At 73.5% G+C, this 15,452-nt stretch carries 12 protein-coding genes; 11 read left to right on the top strand and 1 reads right to left on the bottom strand.

All coding sequences use genetic code 11. The features are described from left to right. Positions 1 to 258 precede the first annotated feature (258 nt). The 9 genes from ACZ6PY_RS27060 (at position 259) to ACZ6PY_RS27020 (ending at position 13,616) form a co-directional block, all read left to right on the top strand. Positions 259 to 2,046 (top strand): Wzz/FepE/Etk N-terminal domain-containing protein, encoded by a 1,788-nt coding sequence (locus tag ACZ6PY_RS27060; protein WP_466076917.1) that lies wholly within the window; start codon positions 259 to 261, stop codon positions 2,044 to 2,046. Further along, on the top strand, positions 2,043 to 3,044 hold the full coding sequence (locus tag ACZ6PY_RS27055; RefSeq protein WP_466076913.1) for a DUF3048 domain-containing protein: 1,002 nt from the start codon (positions 2,043 to 2,045) through the stop codon (positions 3,042 to 3,044). Before ACZ6PY_RS27060 ends, ACZ6PY_RS27055 begins: the two co-directional genes overlap by 4 nt. Further along, positions 3,041 to 4,528: an O-antigen ligase family protein gene (locus ACZ6PY_RS27050; protein WP_466076910.1), complete on the top strand. Its 1,488-nt coding sequence runs from the start codon at positions 3,041 to 3,043 to the stop codon at positions 4,526 to 4,528. The genes ACZ6PY_RS27055 and ACZ6PY_RS27050 overlap by 4 nt, the downstream gene beginning before the upstream one ends. Beyond that, positions 4,528 to 5,733 (top strand): hypothetical protein, encoded by a 1,206-nt coding sequence (locus ACZ6PY_RS27045; protein WP_466076907.1) that lies wholly within the window; start codon positions 4,528 to 4,530, stop codon positions 5,731 to 5,733. Before ACZ6PY_RS27050 ends, ACZ6PY_RS27045 begins: the two co-directional genes overlap by 1 nt. Before the next feature lie 17 nt (positions 5,734 to 5,750). Next, positions 5,751 to 6,614, top strand: a complete 864-nt coding sequence (locus ACZ6PY_RS27040; RefSeq protein ID WP_466076903.1) for a sulfotransferase domain-containing protein — start codon at positions 5,751 to 5,753, stop codon at positions 6,612 to 6,614. Continuing rightward, the gene (locus ACZ6PY_RS27035) at positions 6,584 to 8,200 is read left to right on the top strand and encodes an oligosaccharide flippase family protein (RefSeq protein ID WP_466076900.1); all 1,617 of its coding nucleotides are present in this window, start codon (positions 6,584 to 6,586) and stop codon (positions 8,198 to 8,200) included. The genes ACZ6PY_RS27040 and ACZ6PY_RS27035 overlap by 31 nt, the downstream gene beginning before the upstream one ends. Positions 8,201 to 8,228: 28 nt before the next feature. Then, positions 8,229 to 9,161: a sulfotransferase family protein gene (locus ACZ6PY_RS27030; protein ID WP_466076897.1), complete on the top strand. Its 933-nt coding sequence runs from the start codon at positions 8,229 to 8,231 to the stop codon at positions 9,159 to 9,161. A 143-nt stretch (positions 9,162 to 9,304) separates the two neighbouring features. Next, positions 9,305 to 10,354, top strand: coding sequence for a glycoside hydrolase family 26 protein (locus ACZ6PY_RS27025; protein ID WP_466076894.1), 1,050 nt, complete (start codon positions 9,305 to 9,307; stop codon positions 10,352 to 10,354). A gap of 217 nt (positions 10,355 to 10,571) precedes the next feature. Beyond that, on the top strand, positions 10,572 to 13,616 hold the full coding sequence (locus ACZ6PY_RS27020; RefSeq protein WP_466076891.1) for a malectin domain-containing carbohydrate-binding protein: 3,045 nt from the start codon (positions 10,572 to 10,574) through the stop codon (positions 13,614 to 13,616). A gap of 69 nt (positions 13,617 to 13,685) precedes the next feature. Here the strand turns inward: ACZ6PY_RS27020 and ACZ6PY_RS27015 are convergent, their stop codons facing one another. Continuing rightward, on the bottom strand, positions 13,686 to 14,078 hold the full coding sequence (locus tag ACZ6PY_RS27015; protein ID WP_148429006.1) for a CBS domain-containing protein: 393 nt from the start codon (positions 14,076 to 14,078) through the stop codon (positions 13,686 to 13,688). Between the two features lie 114 nt (positions 14,079 to 14,192). Between ACZ6PY_RS27015 and ACZ6PY_RS27010 the strand changes: the two genes are divergently transcribed. Together ACZ6PY_RS27010 and ACZ6PY_RS27005 are read left to right on the top strand one after the other, a co-directional pair. Further along, positions 14,193 to 14,642: an NUDIX domain-containing protein gene (locus ACZ6PY_RS27010; protein ID WP_313723924.1), complete on the top strand. Its 450-nt coding sequence runs from the start codon at positions 14,193 to 14,195 to the stop codon at positions 14,640 to 14,642. Beyond that, complete coding sequence (locus ACZ6PY_RS27005; protein ID WP_466076888.1) at positions 14,639 to 15,448, top strand: hypothetical protein; 810 nt, start codon at positions 14,639 to 14,641, stop codon at positions 15,446 to 15,448. Before ACZ6PY_RS27010 ends, ACZ6PY_RS27005 begins: the two co-directional genes overlap by 4 nt. Positions 15,449 to 15,452 lie beyond the last annotated feature (4 nt).

Raw genomic sequence — 15,452 nt, 5'->3', positions numbered from 1 at the left:
CAGGATTCCGTCACCGCTCCGAACGCGGACCGACGGCGACGCCGGCCCCGGGGGCAGGTCGGGCCCGACACCGGGAAACCCGCCGAATGGCCAGCGCCGATCGGCCATATCTACGCGGGCTGCCTACACGTGGGCAGGCTTACCGGAACGTGAGCAGACTTTCCCTCATCGTTCGGATCGGGGACACTCAAGGCCACGGTCAGGTCCAGTCTGCGCCGTGGACTGCCCGGCTCGGTCGAAAGGGAGCGACAGACTCTGATGCCCTCACCCCATTTGGCCGAGAGCGACTCCGACGGTCTTGCCCTGATGGCCTACCTGGGCTGGCTGCGCCGCCGCTGGTGGATCCTGCTCCTCGCGGCGGTCCTCGGCCTGGCCGGCGGCCTGGCGGTGAGCCAGCTCCAGCACGCGCGCTACACGTCGGGCACGTCGCTGCTCGTCCGCCCGCTCAGCGCCGGCGCGGAGAGCAACCCCAACGCCAAGGTGAACCTCGACACCGAGGCCCAGGTGGTGCGTTCGCTGGTGGTGGCCGAGCGGGCCAAGGGCCTCATGAAGGTCGGCACCGGGGCCGACCAGCTGGTGAAGTCGGTGACGGTCACCGTCCCGCCGAACAGCCAGATCCTCCAGGTGGCCTACGAGGCCGACAGCCCCGCCCAGGCGCAGGCCGGCTCGCACGCCTTCGCGCAGGCCTACCTCGACCTGCGCAAGGCCACCGCGCAGAAGGCGCTGGAGAACGAGACCACCGCGCTCAAGCAGCAGATCGCCGACGTGAACAAGCAGCTCAGCTCGGTCGCCGGCCGGATCGCCGCGGCACCGGCCAACAGCCCCGAGCGGGAGCGCGCCGAGGCCGACCGGAACGTGCTGACCAACCAGCTGACCTCGCTGAACAACCGGCTCAGCCCACTGCTGTCCGCGGACAGCGACCCGGGCGAGATCATCTCGGACGCCCGGCTTCCGGAGAGCCCCAGCTCCCCCAACCGCACCCTGAACCTGGCCAGCGGCATGGGCGCCGGCCTGCTGCTCGGCATCGTGCTGGCGCTGGTGCTGGACCGGCTCGACACGCGGATCCGCCGGGGGCGCGACATCTCCGACCGGGTCGGCCTGCCGCTGCTGCTGGAGCTGCCCACCCGCACCCCGTCGCTGGCGGTGCTGCCGGCCACCCACAAGATCTCCCGCGAGCTGGGCCGGCTGCGCAACGTGCTGCTCTCCGCGGTGCCCGAGCCGGCGCAGGCCGGTCGAGGGCGCCAGCTGCTGCTCTGCGACGGCTCGGCCGGCTCCGCCGCCGGGTTCGTCGCCGCCAACCTGGCCGCCGCGTACGCCCGCACCGGCCAGCAGGTCGCGCTGATCACCACCAAGCCGGACTCGGCGCTGAGCGCCATCACCGGGGTGGCCGAGGGGCGGCACAGCCTGGCCGCGGTGCTCCGCCGGGACGTGCCGGCGCTCAAGGCGCTGGCCCCGCTGCCCGGTCTCGGCCAGCTCCGGGTGCTCGTCCCGGGTGACCTGGACGCCGAGGTCGAGCTGCCGGTCTCCGGCCTGCTGGAGATCCTGCGGGAGCTGTCGGCGCGCTTCGACCACGTGATCATCGAGACCGCCCAGCCGACCCTCGCCGTGGAGGCCCAGGCGCTGGGCCGGCACGTCGACGCGGTGATCGTGGTGGCCGAGAGCGGGCGGACCCGCAGCGGCGAGATCACTGCCGCGCTCCAGCAGTTCGAGCAGGTCAACGCCCCGGTGATCGGCGCCGTGCTGGCCCCGCGCCTGCCCGCCCCGGCACCCGGCGCCGCCCGCCCGGCGACCCCGGTCAACCGGCCCAAGCCCCGGCCGAGCCCCGGCCCGTCCGCCGAGTCGACGATGGTGCTACCCCGGATGCAGCCGTCCGGTTCGGGCTCCGCGGCCGGGCCGGCGAAGCCGTCCGCGCCGGGCAAGGCGTCGGTCAAGCCGCCGATGCCGAACAAGCCGCTGCCGGTCAACGGCAGCGGCGGCACCTACCGCTCCCGGGGTGACGGCGACGGCCGCAGCTACGCGCTCGACTCCGGCGAGGACCTGGGGTGAACCGCCGGCAGTTGCTTCGCGCCGCCCTCGCCCCGGCCCTCGTGGTCGGCTTCGGCACGGCCTGCAGCGAGCCCCAGCCCGAGGCGGGCAGCGTCGACGTGGTCGATCCGGGCAGCGCCGCGGCGACGCCCGGGTCGAGCCCGACCCCGAGCCTGCCCGCCGGCCCGCTGACCGGCGCGCCGGTGAGCGCCGCGCCGCTGGCCGGCCGCCAGGCGGTCGCCGTGCCGCTGCGGGTCAGCCCCTCGACCACCCCGGCCGGGCTGGACGCGGCCGACCTGGTCTACGCCGAGTTCGCCGAGTCCGACTCGCTGCACCTGACCGCGGTGTTCCACTCCCGTGACGCCACCAAGATCGGCCCGGTCGCCGAGATCCGCCCGGTCGACATCCGGTCGGTCGCCGTGCTGCGACCGTTCGTCGGCTACGCCGGCGGCCCCACCGGCTTCCTCACCCAGTTCGAGAAGTCCGGGCTGGCCGGGGTCACGCCGGACGACGGCGACGCCATCGACGACGGCTACACCTCGACGGCCAAGCTGCTCAAGGCCGCGCCGAAGGGCGGCCAGCCGCCCACGCCGCCCCTCGACCACGCCGCCGACGGCGCCGCCCTGGCCGCGCGGGACCTCGTCCCGGCCACCGAACTGTCGGTCGCCGTCTCCGGCGGCCCGCCCATGGTCTGGCGGTACGACCAGCAGAAGTCGCTCTGGGTGAGCAAGGTGGGCACCGCCACGGTGACCGCCGCGTCGGTGCTCGTGCTGACGATGGAATACCGGACGCTCGACGTGCGGAACCCGTCGCCGCGTTCGCTCCCGTCGGCGAACGTCTTCGGTGAGGGCGCGGTGGTCGCGGTCTCCGGGCCGTCCAGCGCCAAGGGCCGGTGGCGCAAGCCGGGCCTGGGGATGGTCTGCACCCTCGCCGACACCGGCGGCGACCTCCTGCACCCGCAGCCGGGCAACGCCTGGGTGATCTACGCGCCGACCACCGCCAAGGTCACCGTGAAATGAGCACCGTCACCCCGCCCCGCCCGGCGCGCGGGTCGGTCCCGGTCGACGCGGCGGTGCCGCCGCCCGCCGGGACCCGGCTCAGGCCGGCCGCGGTGCGGCCGAAGGGCTGGTCGCTGCGGTTGCCCACGGCGTGGCCGCTGATCGCGCTCTTCCTGCTCTACCCGCTGTGGTGGGCGCTCGGGGTGTCCAGCTTCGTCTTCGTCATCTTCGCGGTGCCGATGCTGGTGCAGATGGTCCGCCGGGGCCCGGTGCGGGTGCCGCCCGGCTTCGGGATCTGGCTGCTCCTGCTGCTCTGGCTGGTCCTCTCCGCCGCGATGCTCGGCCTCACCGCGCCGAACACGCTGCCGCCGGGCGGCGGTGGCCGGTACATCGGCTGGGCCATCCGGCTGGCCAACTTCGTCGGCATGACCGTGGTCATGCTCTACGTCTACAACCTGGGCGAGCGGGAGCTGTCCCGGCGCCGGGTCGTCCGGCTCTTCGGGTTCATGGGCGTGGTCGTGGTGATCGGCGGCTGGCTCGGCTCGCTCTTCCCGACCCTCGGCTTCATCGCACCGCTGCGGTTCATCCTGCCGCACTCGATCGCCAGCCAGCCCTTCGTCGCCTCGCTCATGGACGTGAAGTTCGCCCAGGTCCAGCAGGTGATCGAAGGCGAGGCCAGCTCGCCGCGGCCGTCCGCGCCGTTCACCTACACGAACTCGTGGGGCGAGAACACGGCGATCCTGCTCATCTGGCTGATCGTCGGCTGGGTGGTGCTGGGCAAGCCGCTGCGCCGGGTGGCCGGCGTCGCCATCGCGCTGGCCGCGATCTTCCCGATCATCTACTCGCTCAACCGCGGCCTCTGGATCGGCCTCGGCATCTCCGCGGTCTACGTGGCGATCCGGCTCGCCCTGCGCGGCCGGATGGTGGTCCTCGGCGGGCTCGCCCTGGCGGTCGGTCTGATCGGGGTGCTGATCGTCGCCACGCCGCTGGGCCGCACCTTCGACGAGCGACTCCAGAACGGGCACAGCGACGACATCCGCACCACCCTCTCCGAGGGCGCGGTCACCGCGGCGAACCACTCACCGATCCTCGGGTACGGCGGCAACCGGGCGCTGATCGGCAGCAACCGGTCGATCGCGATCGGCAAGTCCGACGACTGCAAGCAGTGCGGCAACCGGGAGCTGGGCAGCAACGGCCAGCTCTGGGCGCTGCTGGTCGGCCAGGGCTACGTGGGCGCGATCGCCTACAACGGCTTCTTCCTCTACTGCCTCTGGCGTTACCGGCGCGACCACAGCGCGATCGGGATCGCCGGCAGTCTCGTGCTCATCCTCATGCTCTTCTTCCAGTTCACCTACGGCGCGCTGGAAGCCACCCTCGCCTACGGCCTGATCTCGGTCGCCCTGCTCGCCCGCAACGACCGGCTCCGCCGGGCACTCGCGCCGGCGCCGCCCGGGGGCACCGTGGCCGGGCTACGGGCCCGACTGGAAGCTGCCGGTGACCACTGATGGTGTTCCGCGTACCCCCGGACGGCGACGGCCGCTCCGCCTACCTCGGTGAGCTGGCCGGGCTGATCTGGCCCGAGCCGGCCGAACCCGCCCTGCGCAGGGGCGGTGCCGGCTGGGTGGTGGTGCCCTCGGCGTCCCGCCCCCGGCTGCTGGTGCCCACCGGCTCCGGCCGCGCCGCGGCGGGCGCCGTCCGGCACTCCACCGAGGCGGTCGGCCGCAAGGCCAAGCTGGTCCGGCAGGGCCTGGCCACCGCGTTCCGGCTCGGGCTGGGGCCGCTGGTGTTCCGCGACCGGCTGGTGGTGACCGGCGGCGGGCTGGACGCCCACCTGGCCGAGGTGCTCGGCGAGCGGGCGCTGGTCAGCCTGCACATCGGGCCGGCCCGGGCGAACCGCAAGCCGGTGCTGCAACTGCTCGCACCGGACGGCCGGGCCCTCGGGTACGCGAAGCTCGGCGTCGACCCGCTGACCCGCGCCCTGGTCGACGCGGAGGCCGCCGCGCTGGCCCGCCTGGCCGGCCTGCCGCTCGGCCCGGTGACCGTGGCCGGGGTACGCCACCACGGCGACTGGCACGGGCACGCGCTGCTGGTGCAGGAGGCGCTGCCGGTGCGGCTGCCCCGGGCCACCCCCGCCGCCGCCGAGGCGGCCGAGCGGGCGGCCATGGTGGCGGTGGCCGGCTGTCTGGGCGTACGCCGGCGGTCCTGGGCCGCGAGCGACCACGCGACCCGGCTGGCCGACGCGGTGGACGCGCTCGGCGCACGCCCGGAGGCCGGCCGGCTGCGCGCGGTGTTGAAGACGGTCGCGGACCTGGACCCGACGGTGGCGTTCGGCGCCTGGCACGGCGACTGGAACGGCGGCAACAGCGCGGTGCTGGCCGACGGCCGGGTGCTGGTGTGGGACTGGGAGCGGTTCGAGGCGGACGTGCCGGTCGGCTACGACGAGTTGCACCGGGCGGTGCAGACCGCGATCGGCAACGACGGGGTGGAGCCGACCGAGGCCGCGCGGGCGCTGATCGCCGGCGCGGGCCGGAGCCTGGCGCCGTTCGACGCCGACGGCCGGGACGCCGACCTGGTCGCCGTGCTCTACCTCGTGGAGCTGGCGGCACGCTATCTGCGGGATCGGCAGGCGGAGGCGGGTGCGCGACTGGGGCACGTCGACACCTGGCTGCTGCCCGCCGTGGAGGAGCACCTGGCCCGCCGGGCCCGGTGAGAGTGAGGAGTGGGGACGTGACGCTGGCCAAGGAACAGGCGCTCCGCGCGGTGAAGTCGATGAGCCGGACGGTCGGTCGGTTGACCGCCGGGTCGCGGATGGTGCCGGGATTCCTGATCGTGGGGGCGCAGCGGTGCGGCACCACCTCGCTGTTCAAGACGCTCTCGCAGCATCCCGGCATGCTGCCGCCCGCCTACCACAAGGGCGTGCACTACTTCGACATGGACTACCACCGGGGGATGAGCTGGTACCTCGGGCACTTCCCCACCACCGGCAAGGCGGAGGCGGTGAAGGCGCAGCTCGGCGTACGCGGGATCACCGGCGAGTCGAGCCCGTACTACATGTTCCACCCGCTGGCCGCGCAGCGGATCGCCCGCGACCTGCCCTCGGTGAAGCTGCTGGTGCTGCTCCGGGACCCGGTGGAGCGGGCATACTCGGCGCACTCGCACGAGCTGGCCCGGGGCTACGAGACCGAGCGGGACTTCGAGCGGGCGCTGGCGCTGGAGGAGGAGCGGACGGCCGGTGAGCGGGAGCGGATGACCGCCGACCCGACGTACTCGAGCCACCACCTCCAGCACAACGCGTACCTGGCCCGGGGGCGCTACATCGAGCAGGTGGAGCGGCTGGAGGCGCTTGTCGGCCGGGAGCGGCTGCACGTGATCGACAGCGACGACTTCTTCGCCGATCCGCGCCCCTCCTTCGACGCGGTCTGCGACTTCCTCGGCCTGCCCCGGTGGGCGGACATCGCCTTCGGCAAGCACAACTCGCGGTCCCGCTCCCCGATGTCGGCCGAGCTGCGGGCCCGGCTGGAGGACCACTTCGCCCCGTACGACGAGCGGCTGGCCTCCTGGTGGGGACGCGTGCCGTCGTGGCGGCGGTGACCCGGGCGGACGCCGGCGGCACCCCGACGCTGACCGCACCGGCCGGCGGCGCCGGTGCGGGCGCGGGCCTGGGCGGCGCGGCGCGGCAGGGCTTCGCCAACCTGGTCGGGGTGGGGCTGGCCGCGGTGGCCGGCTTCGGGCTGAACATTGTCATCGCCCGAGGCTGGTCGGTCCGCGAGGCCGGCATGTTCTTCGCGGCCACCAGCGCCTTCATGATCGCCGCGTCGGCGGCCCGGCTCGGCACCGATGTGGGGACCGTCTACTTCGTCAGCCGGTACCGGACGCTCGACCAGCGGGACCGGATCCGCGGCACGATCCTGGCCGGCCTGCTGCCGGTGCTGGCGGTCGGCGTGCTGCTCGGCCTGGCCGGCTGGCTGGCCGCCCCCGCGCTGGCCGAGGCCACCATGCCGGAGGCCGGCGCTGGCGCGGTGACCGCGCTGCGCATCCTGCTGGCCTTCGTGCCGCTGGCCGCTTTGAACGACTACGCTCTCGCCGCCTGCCGCGGGTTCGGCCAGATGCGGCCGCTGCTCACCGTGGAACGGCTCGGCCGCACCCTGGTGCAGTTCCTGGCCGTGGCGGTGGCCGCCTGGCTCGGGCTCTCCGCCACCGTGGCGCTGCCGCTGGCCTGGGTGGTGCCCTACCTGGTCGCCGCGGCGGTCGCGCTGGCCTGGCTGGGCCGGCTGGTCGGCCGTGCCGGCCGGCACGTGACCCGGCCCGTGCCGGCGCGCGAGCTGGTCGGGCCGTTCTGGCGGTTCACCGGGCCGCGCGCGGTCAGCAGCCTGGCCGCCATCGTGGTGCAGCGGCTGGACATCGTGCTGCTCAGCGCCCTGCGCGGGCCGGCCGACGCGGCGATCTACACGGCGGCGACCCGGTTCCTGGCGCTCGGCCAGCTCTCCAGCGTCGCGCTCTCCAGCTCGGTGCAGCACCGGCTGGCCGCCGCCTTCGCCCGCGACGACCGCGCCGAGGCGCGGCAGCTCTACCAGGCCGCCACCGGGTGGCTGGTGCTGCTGTCCTGGCCCGCCTACCTGGTGTTCGCGGCGTTCGCCACGCCGATGCTGGCGCTGTTCGGCTCCGGCTACGGCGGCGGTCACCGGGTAGTGGTGCTGCTCGCGCTGACCATGCTGGTGGCCACCGGCTGCGGCATGGTCGACATGGTGCTGAACATGGCCGGCCGGACCGCCTGGACGTTCTACAACGCGATGGCCGGCACGGTGCTCAACGTGGTGGCCAACATCCTGCTCATCCCGCGCCACGGCATCCTCGGTGCGGCCCTGGCCTGGACGGTCTCCATCCTGGTGACCAACCTGGTGCCGCTGACCCAGCTCTGGTGGTCGATGCGGCTGCACCCGTTCGGGGCCGGCACCCGGGCCGCCATGGCGCTGGCCGTCGCCGCGTTCGGCCTGCCGCTCGGGCTGGCCAGCCTGCTCGACGCCCCGGCGCCGGTGCTCGCCCTGGTGGCGGCCGGCGGCGCGGCGGCGTACCTGGCCGGCGCCTGGCGCTGGCGAGCCACCCTGCACCTCGACGCGCTGCGCGCGCTGCGGCGGGGCCGCAACCGCGGTGGCGCGAACCCGGCCGCCCAGGCCTGACCCGTTCCTGCGTACCGATGGGACCCCGATGACCAGCAGCACGCCCCTCTCCCCGCACTCCGGCCTGTCGACCGTGAAGGCCGCGAAGCTCGCCGCCGTCGGCCTGTTGGCGGACCGGAAGGAACGCCGGGAGCTGGAGCGGCCGGTGGAGGCCGCCAACCGCAGGCTCAGCCTGAAGGTCGAGCGGCCGATCTTCATCCTCGGCGCGCCCCGGTCCGGCACCACGTTCCTGGGCAGCTGCGTGGGGGCCCTGCCGGACGTGTCCTACCACTTCGAGCCCCGGCTGACGAAGGCGGTGGCGCGCTGCGTGTACGAGGGGAGCTGGACCCCGCAGCGGGCGGCCCGCTACTTCCGCGGCTACTACGGGGCGCTGCTCGCCGCCTCCGGCCACGGCGGGCTGCGGTTCGCCGAGAAGGACCCGGAGAACTGCTTCATCGTGCCGTTCCTGACCGAGGTCTTCCCCGACGCCGTCTTCCTGCACGTCTACCGGGACGGCCGGGACGTGGCGGTGTCGCACGCCGAGCAGCCGTGGCTCAACGCGGCCTCGACGGGCACCGGACAGAGCGGCCGGGGCGGCACGCCGTGGGGCGCCGCGCCCCGGTTCTGGGTGGAGCCGGAGCGGCGCGAGGAGTTCAGCCGGGTCTCCGACCTGGGCCGGTCGGCCTGGATGTGGCGCCGCTTCACCGGCAGCGCGCTGGCCCAGCTCGCCGGCGTGCCGGCGGACCGGGTCCGGCACCTCCGCTACGAGGACATCGTGAGCCGCCCGGCCGAGGCGGCCGAGGTTGTCGCCGATTTCCTGGCGGTCGGCGACCCGGCCGGCCGGCAGGCGCTGCACGCCCGTTTCGCCAAGGCCCGGCCGAACTCGGTCGGTCGGTGGCGGCAGCGGCTGACCGAACAGGACCTGGCCGACGTGCTCGCCGAGGCTGGCCCGCTGCTCAGCGAACTCGGCTACACCGCGTGAGGTCCGCCGCAACGGTAGAGTGCCAGGGGTCGCCCGCCCGACCCGGCGCGCCGCTCCTCTGACGAGGCCGCCGGGACCGACGACCGTGGGGCCGGCGACCATCCTGGGGAGAGGTTGCGGTGGTACGACGGTTACGACGGACGATGGCGGCCGTGTTCGCCCTGGCCTGTCTCGTTCCGGCGGTGGCGGGCTGTGACTTCGGCTCCACCGACGGGCCGGACGACGCGACGACGGCGGCGGCGCCGCCCCCGCCCACGGTGACGCCCCGGACCGCACCGGTCCGGACCACCGGGCGCGGGCCGGAGCTGCCGGAGAAGGGCGCCTGGGTGGGCGCCTGGGTCAAGCCGCAGTTCCACAACGCCACCGGGCGGGCGGCGGCGTTCGACGACTTCAACCGCGCGGCCGGCGGCGAACTGGCCATCGCGCACATGTTCCACGAGTGGAACGAGGCGTTCCCGGGCGCGACCGAGCGGGCCTTCCAGTCCCAGGGCAAGCTCCAGATGATCTCCTGGCAGGGCACCGACACCCGGTCGACGGTCAGCGGCGTCTACGACTCGCTGATCCGGCAGCGGGCCGTCGACGTCAAGGAGTTCGGGGTGCCCGTGCTGCTGCGCTACCGGTGGGAGATGGACCGGCCGAACCTGGCCGCCAGCATGCACTCCCCGGAGGACTACGTGGCCGCCTGGAAGCACGTCCGGGCCATCTTCACCGAGGTCGGCGTCACCAACGCGGCCTGGGTGTGGTGCCCGCACGCGGACGGCTTCGCCGAGGCCGACCGGGACGCCGCCGCCTACTACCCCGGTGACGACCAGGTCGACTGGCTCTGCGCCGACGTCTACCCCGGCCCGGAGTGGAACAGCTTCACCGACCGGATGGACCACTTCATGGCCTTCGCGCAGAAGCATCCACGGCCCGTGGTGATCGGCGAGTTCGGGCTCACCCAGGAGGGCCGGCCCGGCCAGCGGGCCGACTGGATGCGTGAGGTCGCGCCGTACCTGAAGAAGCACCCGCAGATCAAGGCGGCGATCTACTTCGCCGCCCGGCAGACCACGAAACCCCTGTACGACAGCACCTTCGGCAACGACCCGGAGAGCGCGGCGGTGTTCCGCGAGATGGCCACCGACCCGTACTTCAATCCGCCGCCGCCGGACCTCAGTGTCTCCTCGGCGCCACCCTCCGTACCGGGTCGATGATCTTCCCTCGTCTTTTCGTGTGACCTGGGGAGTTTGCTCGGTCAAAAACACCGGTCCCGGGTGGACGGGCGGCGGCCCGATGCGAGAAGGTATTGCTCTCACGTCTGCGGTCGGTCGTGCGGCGCCCCACCTCGCGCCGGCACCGGCCATCACCGCAGCGCCTCCGACGTTTCCCCCGGAGTAGCCTGTGCCTTCCTCGTTCCTGAGACACCGCTCGGTGTCCGCTCTCGGCGCCGCCGTACTCGGCATCGCCACCCTTTTCACCCCCGTACCCGCGCTCGCCGCGCCCGCGCCGGACCACACCACGCTGGTCAGCGAGGTGCCGACGGACAAGACGCCGAACATCAACGACGGCAACGTCGTGGCCATCTACGACGCCGGCAGCAAGGTGATCGTCGGTGGTTCGTTCACGAAGGCGCAGAACCGCGGCTCCTCGACCACCGAGGTCACCCGCAAGGGCTTGCTGGCCTTCGACAAGGCCACCGGCAAGCTGGACGACGCCTTCGCCCCGGTGCTCGACGGCGAGGTGACCGCGGTGATCGCCGGGCCCACGCCCGGCACGGTCTACGTGGCCGGCACCTTCAACAAGGTCGGCGACAGCAACTTCCGGAAGCTCGTCCTGCTCAACGTCGCGGACGGCACCCCGGTCGCCGGCTTCAAGGGCCCCGCCTTCAACGGCACCGTGACCGACATCGCCCTGGTCGACGGGCGGCTCCTGGTGGGCGGCATCTTCTCCACCGTGACGGCGACGACCACCCGCAACGGGCTGGCCTCGCTGAACCCGACCACCGGCGCGGTGACCGACTACCTCACCGTGGCGCTGACCGAGAACCACAACTGGACCAGCACCAACGGCGGCGCCAAGGCCGGCGTCGGCGTGGAGAAGCTGGCCGTCTCGCCGGACGGCAAGCACCTCGTGGTCATCGGCAACTTCAAGAAGGCCAACGGGGTCGTCCACGACCAGATCGTCCGGATCAACCTGGGCGAGAGCGAGGCCACCGTCGCCGACTGGAACACCGACGGCTACTCGGGCGCCTGCAAGTACACCGCGTTCGACTCGTGGGTGCGGGACGTGCAGTTCGCCCCGAGCGGCAAGTACTTCGTCGTGGTGACCACCGGCGCCTCGTACCCGGGGACGCTCTGCGACTCGGCGGCCCGCTGGGAGACCGCCGCCACCGGCGACGGGCAGCAGCCGACCTGGACCAACTTCAGCGGCGGCGACACCTTCCTCTCCACCGGCATCAGCGAGGAGGCCGTCTACGTCGGCGGTCACTTCCGCTGGTCGAACAACCCCCTGGCCCGCGACAAGGCCGGCCCCGGCGCGGTGCCGCGGGCCAGCATCGCGGCGCTCGACCCGGCGAGCGGCCTGCCGTTGTCCTGGAACCCCGGCCGCCACCCCCGTGGCTACGGCGTCACCGAGATGCTGGTGACCCCGCAGGGCCTCTGGCTGGGCAGCGACCAGGAGTACATCGGCAACTTCGACTACCAGCGGAAGCGGCTCGCCTTCTTCCCGCTGGCCGGCGGCAACGCCCCGCACTCGACGAGCACCAAGGGCCTGCCGGGCGACGTCTACCAGGCCGGCCGCGCGGCGCAGACCGAGGTCCTCTACCGGGTCAACGCCGGTGGTCCGGCCATCCCGGCGACCGACGGCGGCCCGGACTGGGCGGGCGACACCGCCACCGCGCCCAGCCCGCACCACAACACCGGCAACAGCGTGTCGACCTACACGACCAACGCGACGTTCGACGCCACGGTGCCGGCGAGCACCCCGGCGACGCTGTTCAACAGCGAGCGCTGGGACGAGGCGACCGCCCCGGACATGCAGTGGGACATCCCGGTCGCGGCCGGCACCCGGATCGACGTGCGCCTCTACCTGGCCAACCGGTGGGCCGGCACGGGCACGGTGGGCAAGCGCAAGTTCGACGTCAGCATCGACGGCGTGCTCAAGCTGAACGACTTCGACCCGGTGGCCTCGGCCGGCGGCACGGACCGCGGCACCATGCGGTCCTTCTCGCTGGTCAGTGACGGCGTGGTCGACGTCGACTTCGGCCGGGTGCTGGAGAACCCGCTCGTCCAGGGCATCGAGATCGTGAAGACCGCGCCGACGCCGGACGCGGCGGACGTCCTCTACCGGGTCAACGCGGGTGGCGACCAGCTGGCCGCGCCGAGCGGCCCGGCCTGGGCCGCCGACAGCCTCACGGCGCCGAGCGCCCTCCACAACACGGGCAACACCGTCACGACCTACTCGACCGACGCGACGCTCGACGCCACCGTGCCGGCCGGCACCCCGGTCGCGCTGTTCAACAGCGAGCGCTGGGACGAGTCCACCACGCCGGACATGCAGTGGGACTTCCCGGTCCCGGCGGGCACCCCGGTCCAGGTCCGGCTCTACCTGGCCAACCGGTACGCCGGCACGGCCACGGCCGGCAAGCGCAAGTTCGACGTCAGCATCGACGGCGTGCTCAAGCTGAACGACTTCGACCCGATCGCCTCCATCGGCGCCACCAACAAGGGCACCATGCGGGCCTTCGCGGTCACCAGCGACGGCAACATCGACATCGACTTCGGTCGGGTCGTGGAGAACCCGCTGGTCCAGGGCATCGAGATCGTCAAGCTCCCGCCGGTGCCGCCGGCGACCACGGTGGACAGCATCACCAAGCGGTCGTACGACGGCGCCAACGCGGTGGGCAACGCGACCACGGTGGGCAACCCGGACAGCACCCGGTGGTCCACGGTCAAGGGCGCCTTCTGGGTCGGCGGTGACCTGTTCTACGGGGTCAACGGCGATCTCTACAAGCGCTCGTTCGACGGCGAGGCGTTCGGCACCCCGAAGAAGCTCGACCCGTACCACGACGCCAAGTGGGACACGGTCGTCACCGGCTCCGCGCCGGAGGGCCAGACCTACGCGGGCATGACCGTCAACTTCTCCGCCGAGCTGCCGAACGTGACCGCCATGTTCTACTCCGGCGGCCGCCTCTACTACACGCTGGCCGGCCAGAGCACCCTGTTCTGGCGCGGGTTCGCGCCCGACACCGGCGTCGTCGGTGCCGAGCGGAGCACGGTCACCGGCACCACGGCGTTCGCCGACGCGAACGGCTTGTTCCTGGACGGCGACACCCTGTACGTCGTCTCCCGCACCACCGGCAACCTCTCCTCGATGGCGTGGTCGGACGGCGCGCCGACCGGCTCCGCCACCGTGCGCAGCGGCCCGGGCGTCGACAACGTGGACTGGCGGGGCACCGCCGTCTTCGTCGGCCCCTGACCCGAGGCGGTACGACACGACGATGGCCCGGCCGGTATCGGCCGGGCCATCGCCCTTTCCACCGTCGGTTCAGACGCGGGGGGCGGTGTGCTCCCGCGCCCAGACCCGCATCAGGTCGCGTACCGAGATCACCCCGGCGACCTCCCGGCCGTCGAGCACCACGAGGTGCCGGAACCCGCCCCGGGCCATGGCGGCGGCCGCCTCCTCCACCGTCCAGTCCGGGCCCGCGTAGACCACGTCCCAGGTCAGGTGCGCCCCGGTGCGTTCGACGTCGGGGTCGAGCCCGGCCCCGATGGCGTTGAGCACGTCACGTTCGGTCATGATCCCGACCCCCTCGGAGTCCGGGTCGATCACGACCGCCGACCCGACCCGGCGGGCCGACATCATCCGGGCCGCCTGGCGGAGCGTGTGCTCCGGGCCGACCACGAGAATCTCGCTGGACATCGCTTCCCGTACCTGCATCACGCATCACCCCTGTGGGACGGCGGCCTCGGTACGGACATGGTGGGCCATCGATGCGGAACGGGACAAGACCGGGCATCGCCACGAACGGCGGGGAATGGCTACTGTCGTGAGGTGCCCACCGAGCCCCTCCGCTGCGCCGGCGCGCTGATCGTGGACGACGACGGCCGCATCTTCATCCAGCGCCGGTCCCCCGAGCGGCGCCTCTTCCCCAACTGCTGGGACATCGTCGGCGGCCACCTCGAACCGGGCGAGGAGGTGCAGGACGCGTTGCGCCGGGAGGTCACCGAGGAGACCGGTTGGACCGTCTCGCACGTGCTCGGCCAGGTCGGCGAATACCGCTACACCGGCGACGACGGGCTGACCCGCGTGGAGACCGACTTCCTGATCCGGGTGGACGGCGACCTGAGCCGGCCCCGGCTGGAGGAGGGCAAGCACACCGAGTTCCGCTGGCTGGCGGAGCAGGACGTCGACCTGCTCGACGAGCACCGCGACGTCAACGACGGGCTGATCCGGCGGATCGCCGAGAACGGCTTCGCGGCCCTGCGTTCGATCGGTCTGTGAGGGAGACCGTCCCCGGTCGCGGCGCGGCACCATCTCCGGCGCGGGGAGCCGGGTCACCCGACGGCGTCGAGCTGCCGCCGCACCGGTTCGCGGGGCTGGTCGCCCCGGCCGTCGACCGGACCTTCGTCGCCGGCATGCTCGCCGGTCGCGACGGCGGCGGCGCCGAGTTGAGTTCCCGGTACGGCGGTCCGGCCGCCACCGGCGCCCTGGTGGAGTTCCGCACCCGCCTGGCCGCGCCGGGCGGCACGGTCGACGCGGCGGGCTTCGCGGCGGTGACCCGCTACCGGGACCCGGCCGCCGTCCGGCGGGCGCTTGACAAGCAGGTGGCGTACGGGATGATCCAGCGCTTCCCGGACGGCGGCTTCTGCGCCACCGAGCGCGGGCTCGCCTTCCTGGCGGAGCTGTTCGGCGTGCACGCCGAGGTGACCGAAGAACTGTGGGCCGGGCACGACGAGCGGGTGGAGCGGCTGGTCCGGGCGCTGGGCCGGGTGCTGGCGCGCGCGGTCGTGTCGGCCGGGCCCGGCGCCTTCGCGACCATGGCCCCGCCGCACGAGCCGGAGGGCACCCCGCCCGGCGTGCTGCTGCTCAACCGGCTGGGCACCCTGCGCTACCACCGCGCGGACGCGCACGCGGCGGCGTGGACCGCCGCGGGGCACACCGCGGCGAGCGTCGCCGCGCTGCCCGCGGGGCCGGAGCGGCTGGCCATCGAGCAGGAGACGGACCGCCGGGCGGCCGGCCCGTGGGCGGTGCTCGCCGCCGAGGAGCGGCTGGAACTGCTGGCCGACCTGGCCGCCCTGCCGGGCTGAACCA

It is taken from the genome of Micromonospora sp. NPDC048907 (genome assembly GCF_055586885.1).
Note: the sequence above shows the minus strand (reverse complement) of the source record. Positions and strands in the feature narration are given on the sequence as shown.

Coding starts and splice junctions, on each gene's coding strand:
- ACZ6PY_RS27030 (WP_466076897.1), top strand. CDS start 8,229: ATGACCAGCAGCACGCCCCTCTCCCCGCACTCCGGCCTGTCGACCGTG.
- ACZ6PY_RS27025 (WP_466076894.1), top strand. CDS start 9,305: ATGGCGGCCGTGTTCGCCCTGGCCTGTCTCGTTCCGGCGGTGGCGGGC.
- ACZ6PY_RS27045 (WP_466076907.1), top strand. CDS start 4,528: ATGGTGTTCCGCGTACCCCCGGACGGCGACGGCCGCTCCGCCTACCTC.
- ACZ6PY_RS27060 (WP_466076917.1), top strand. CDS start 259: ATGCCCTCACCCCATTTGGCCGAGAGCGACTCCGACGGTCTTGCCCTG.
- ACZ6PY_RS27015 (WP_148429006.1), bottom strand. CDS start 14,078: ATGCAGGTACGGGAAGCGATGTCCAGCGAGATTCTCGTGGTCGGCCCG.
- ACZ6PY_RS27050 (WP_466076910.1), top strand. CDS start 3,041: ATGAGCACCGTCACCCCGCCCCGCCCGGCGCGCGGGTCGGTCCCGGTC.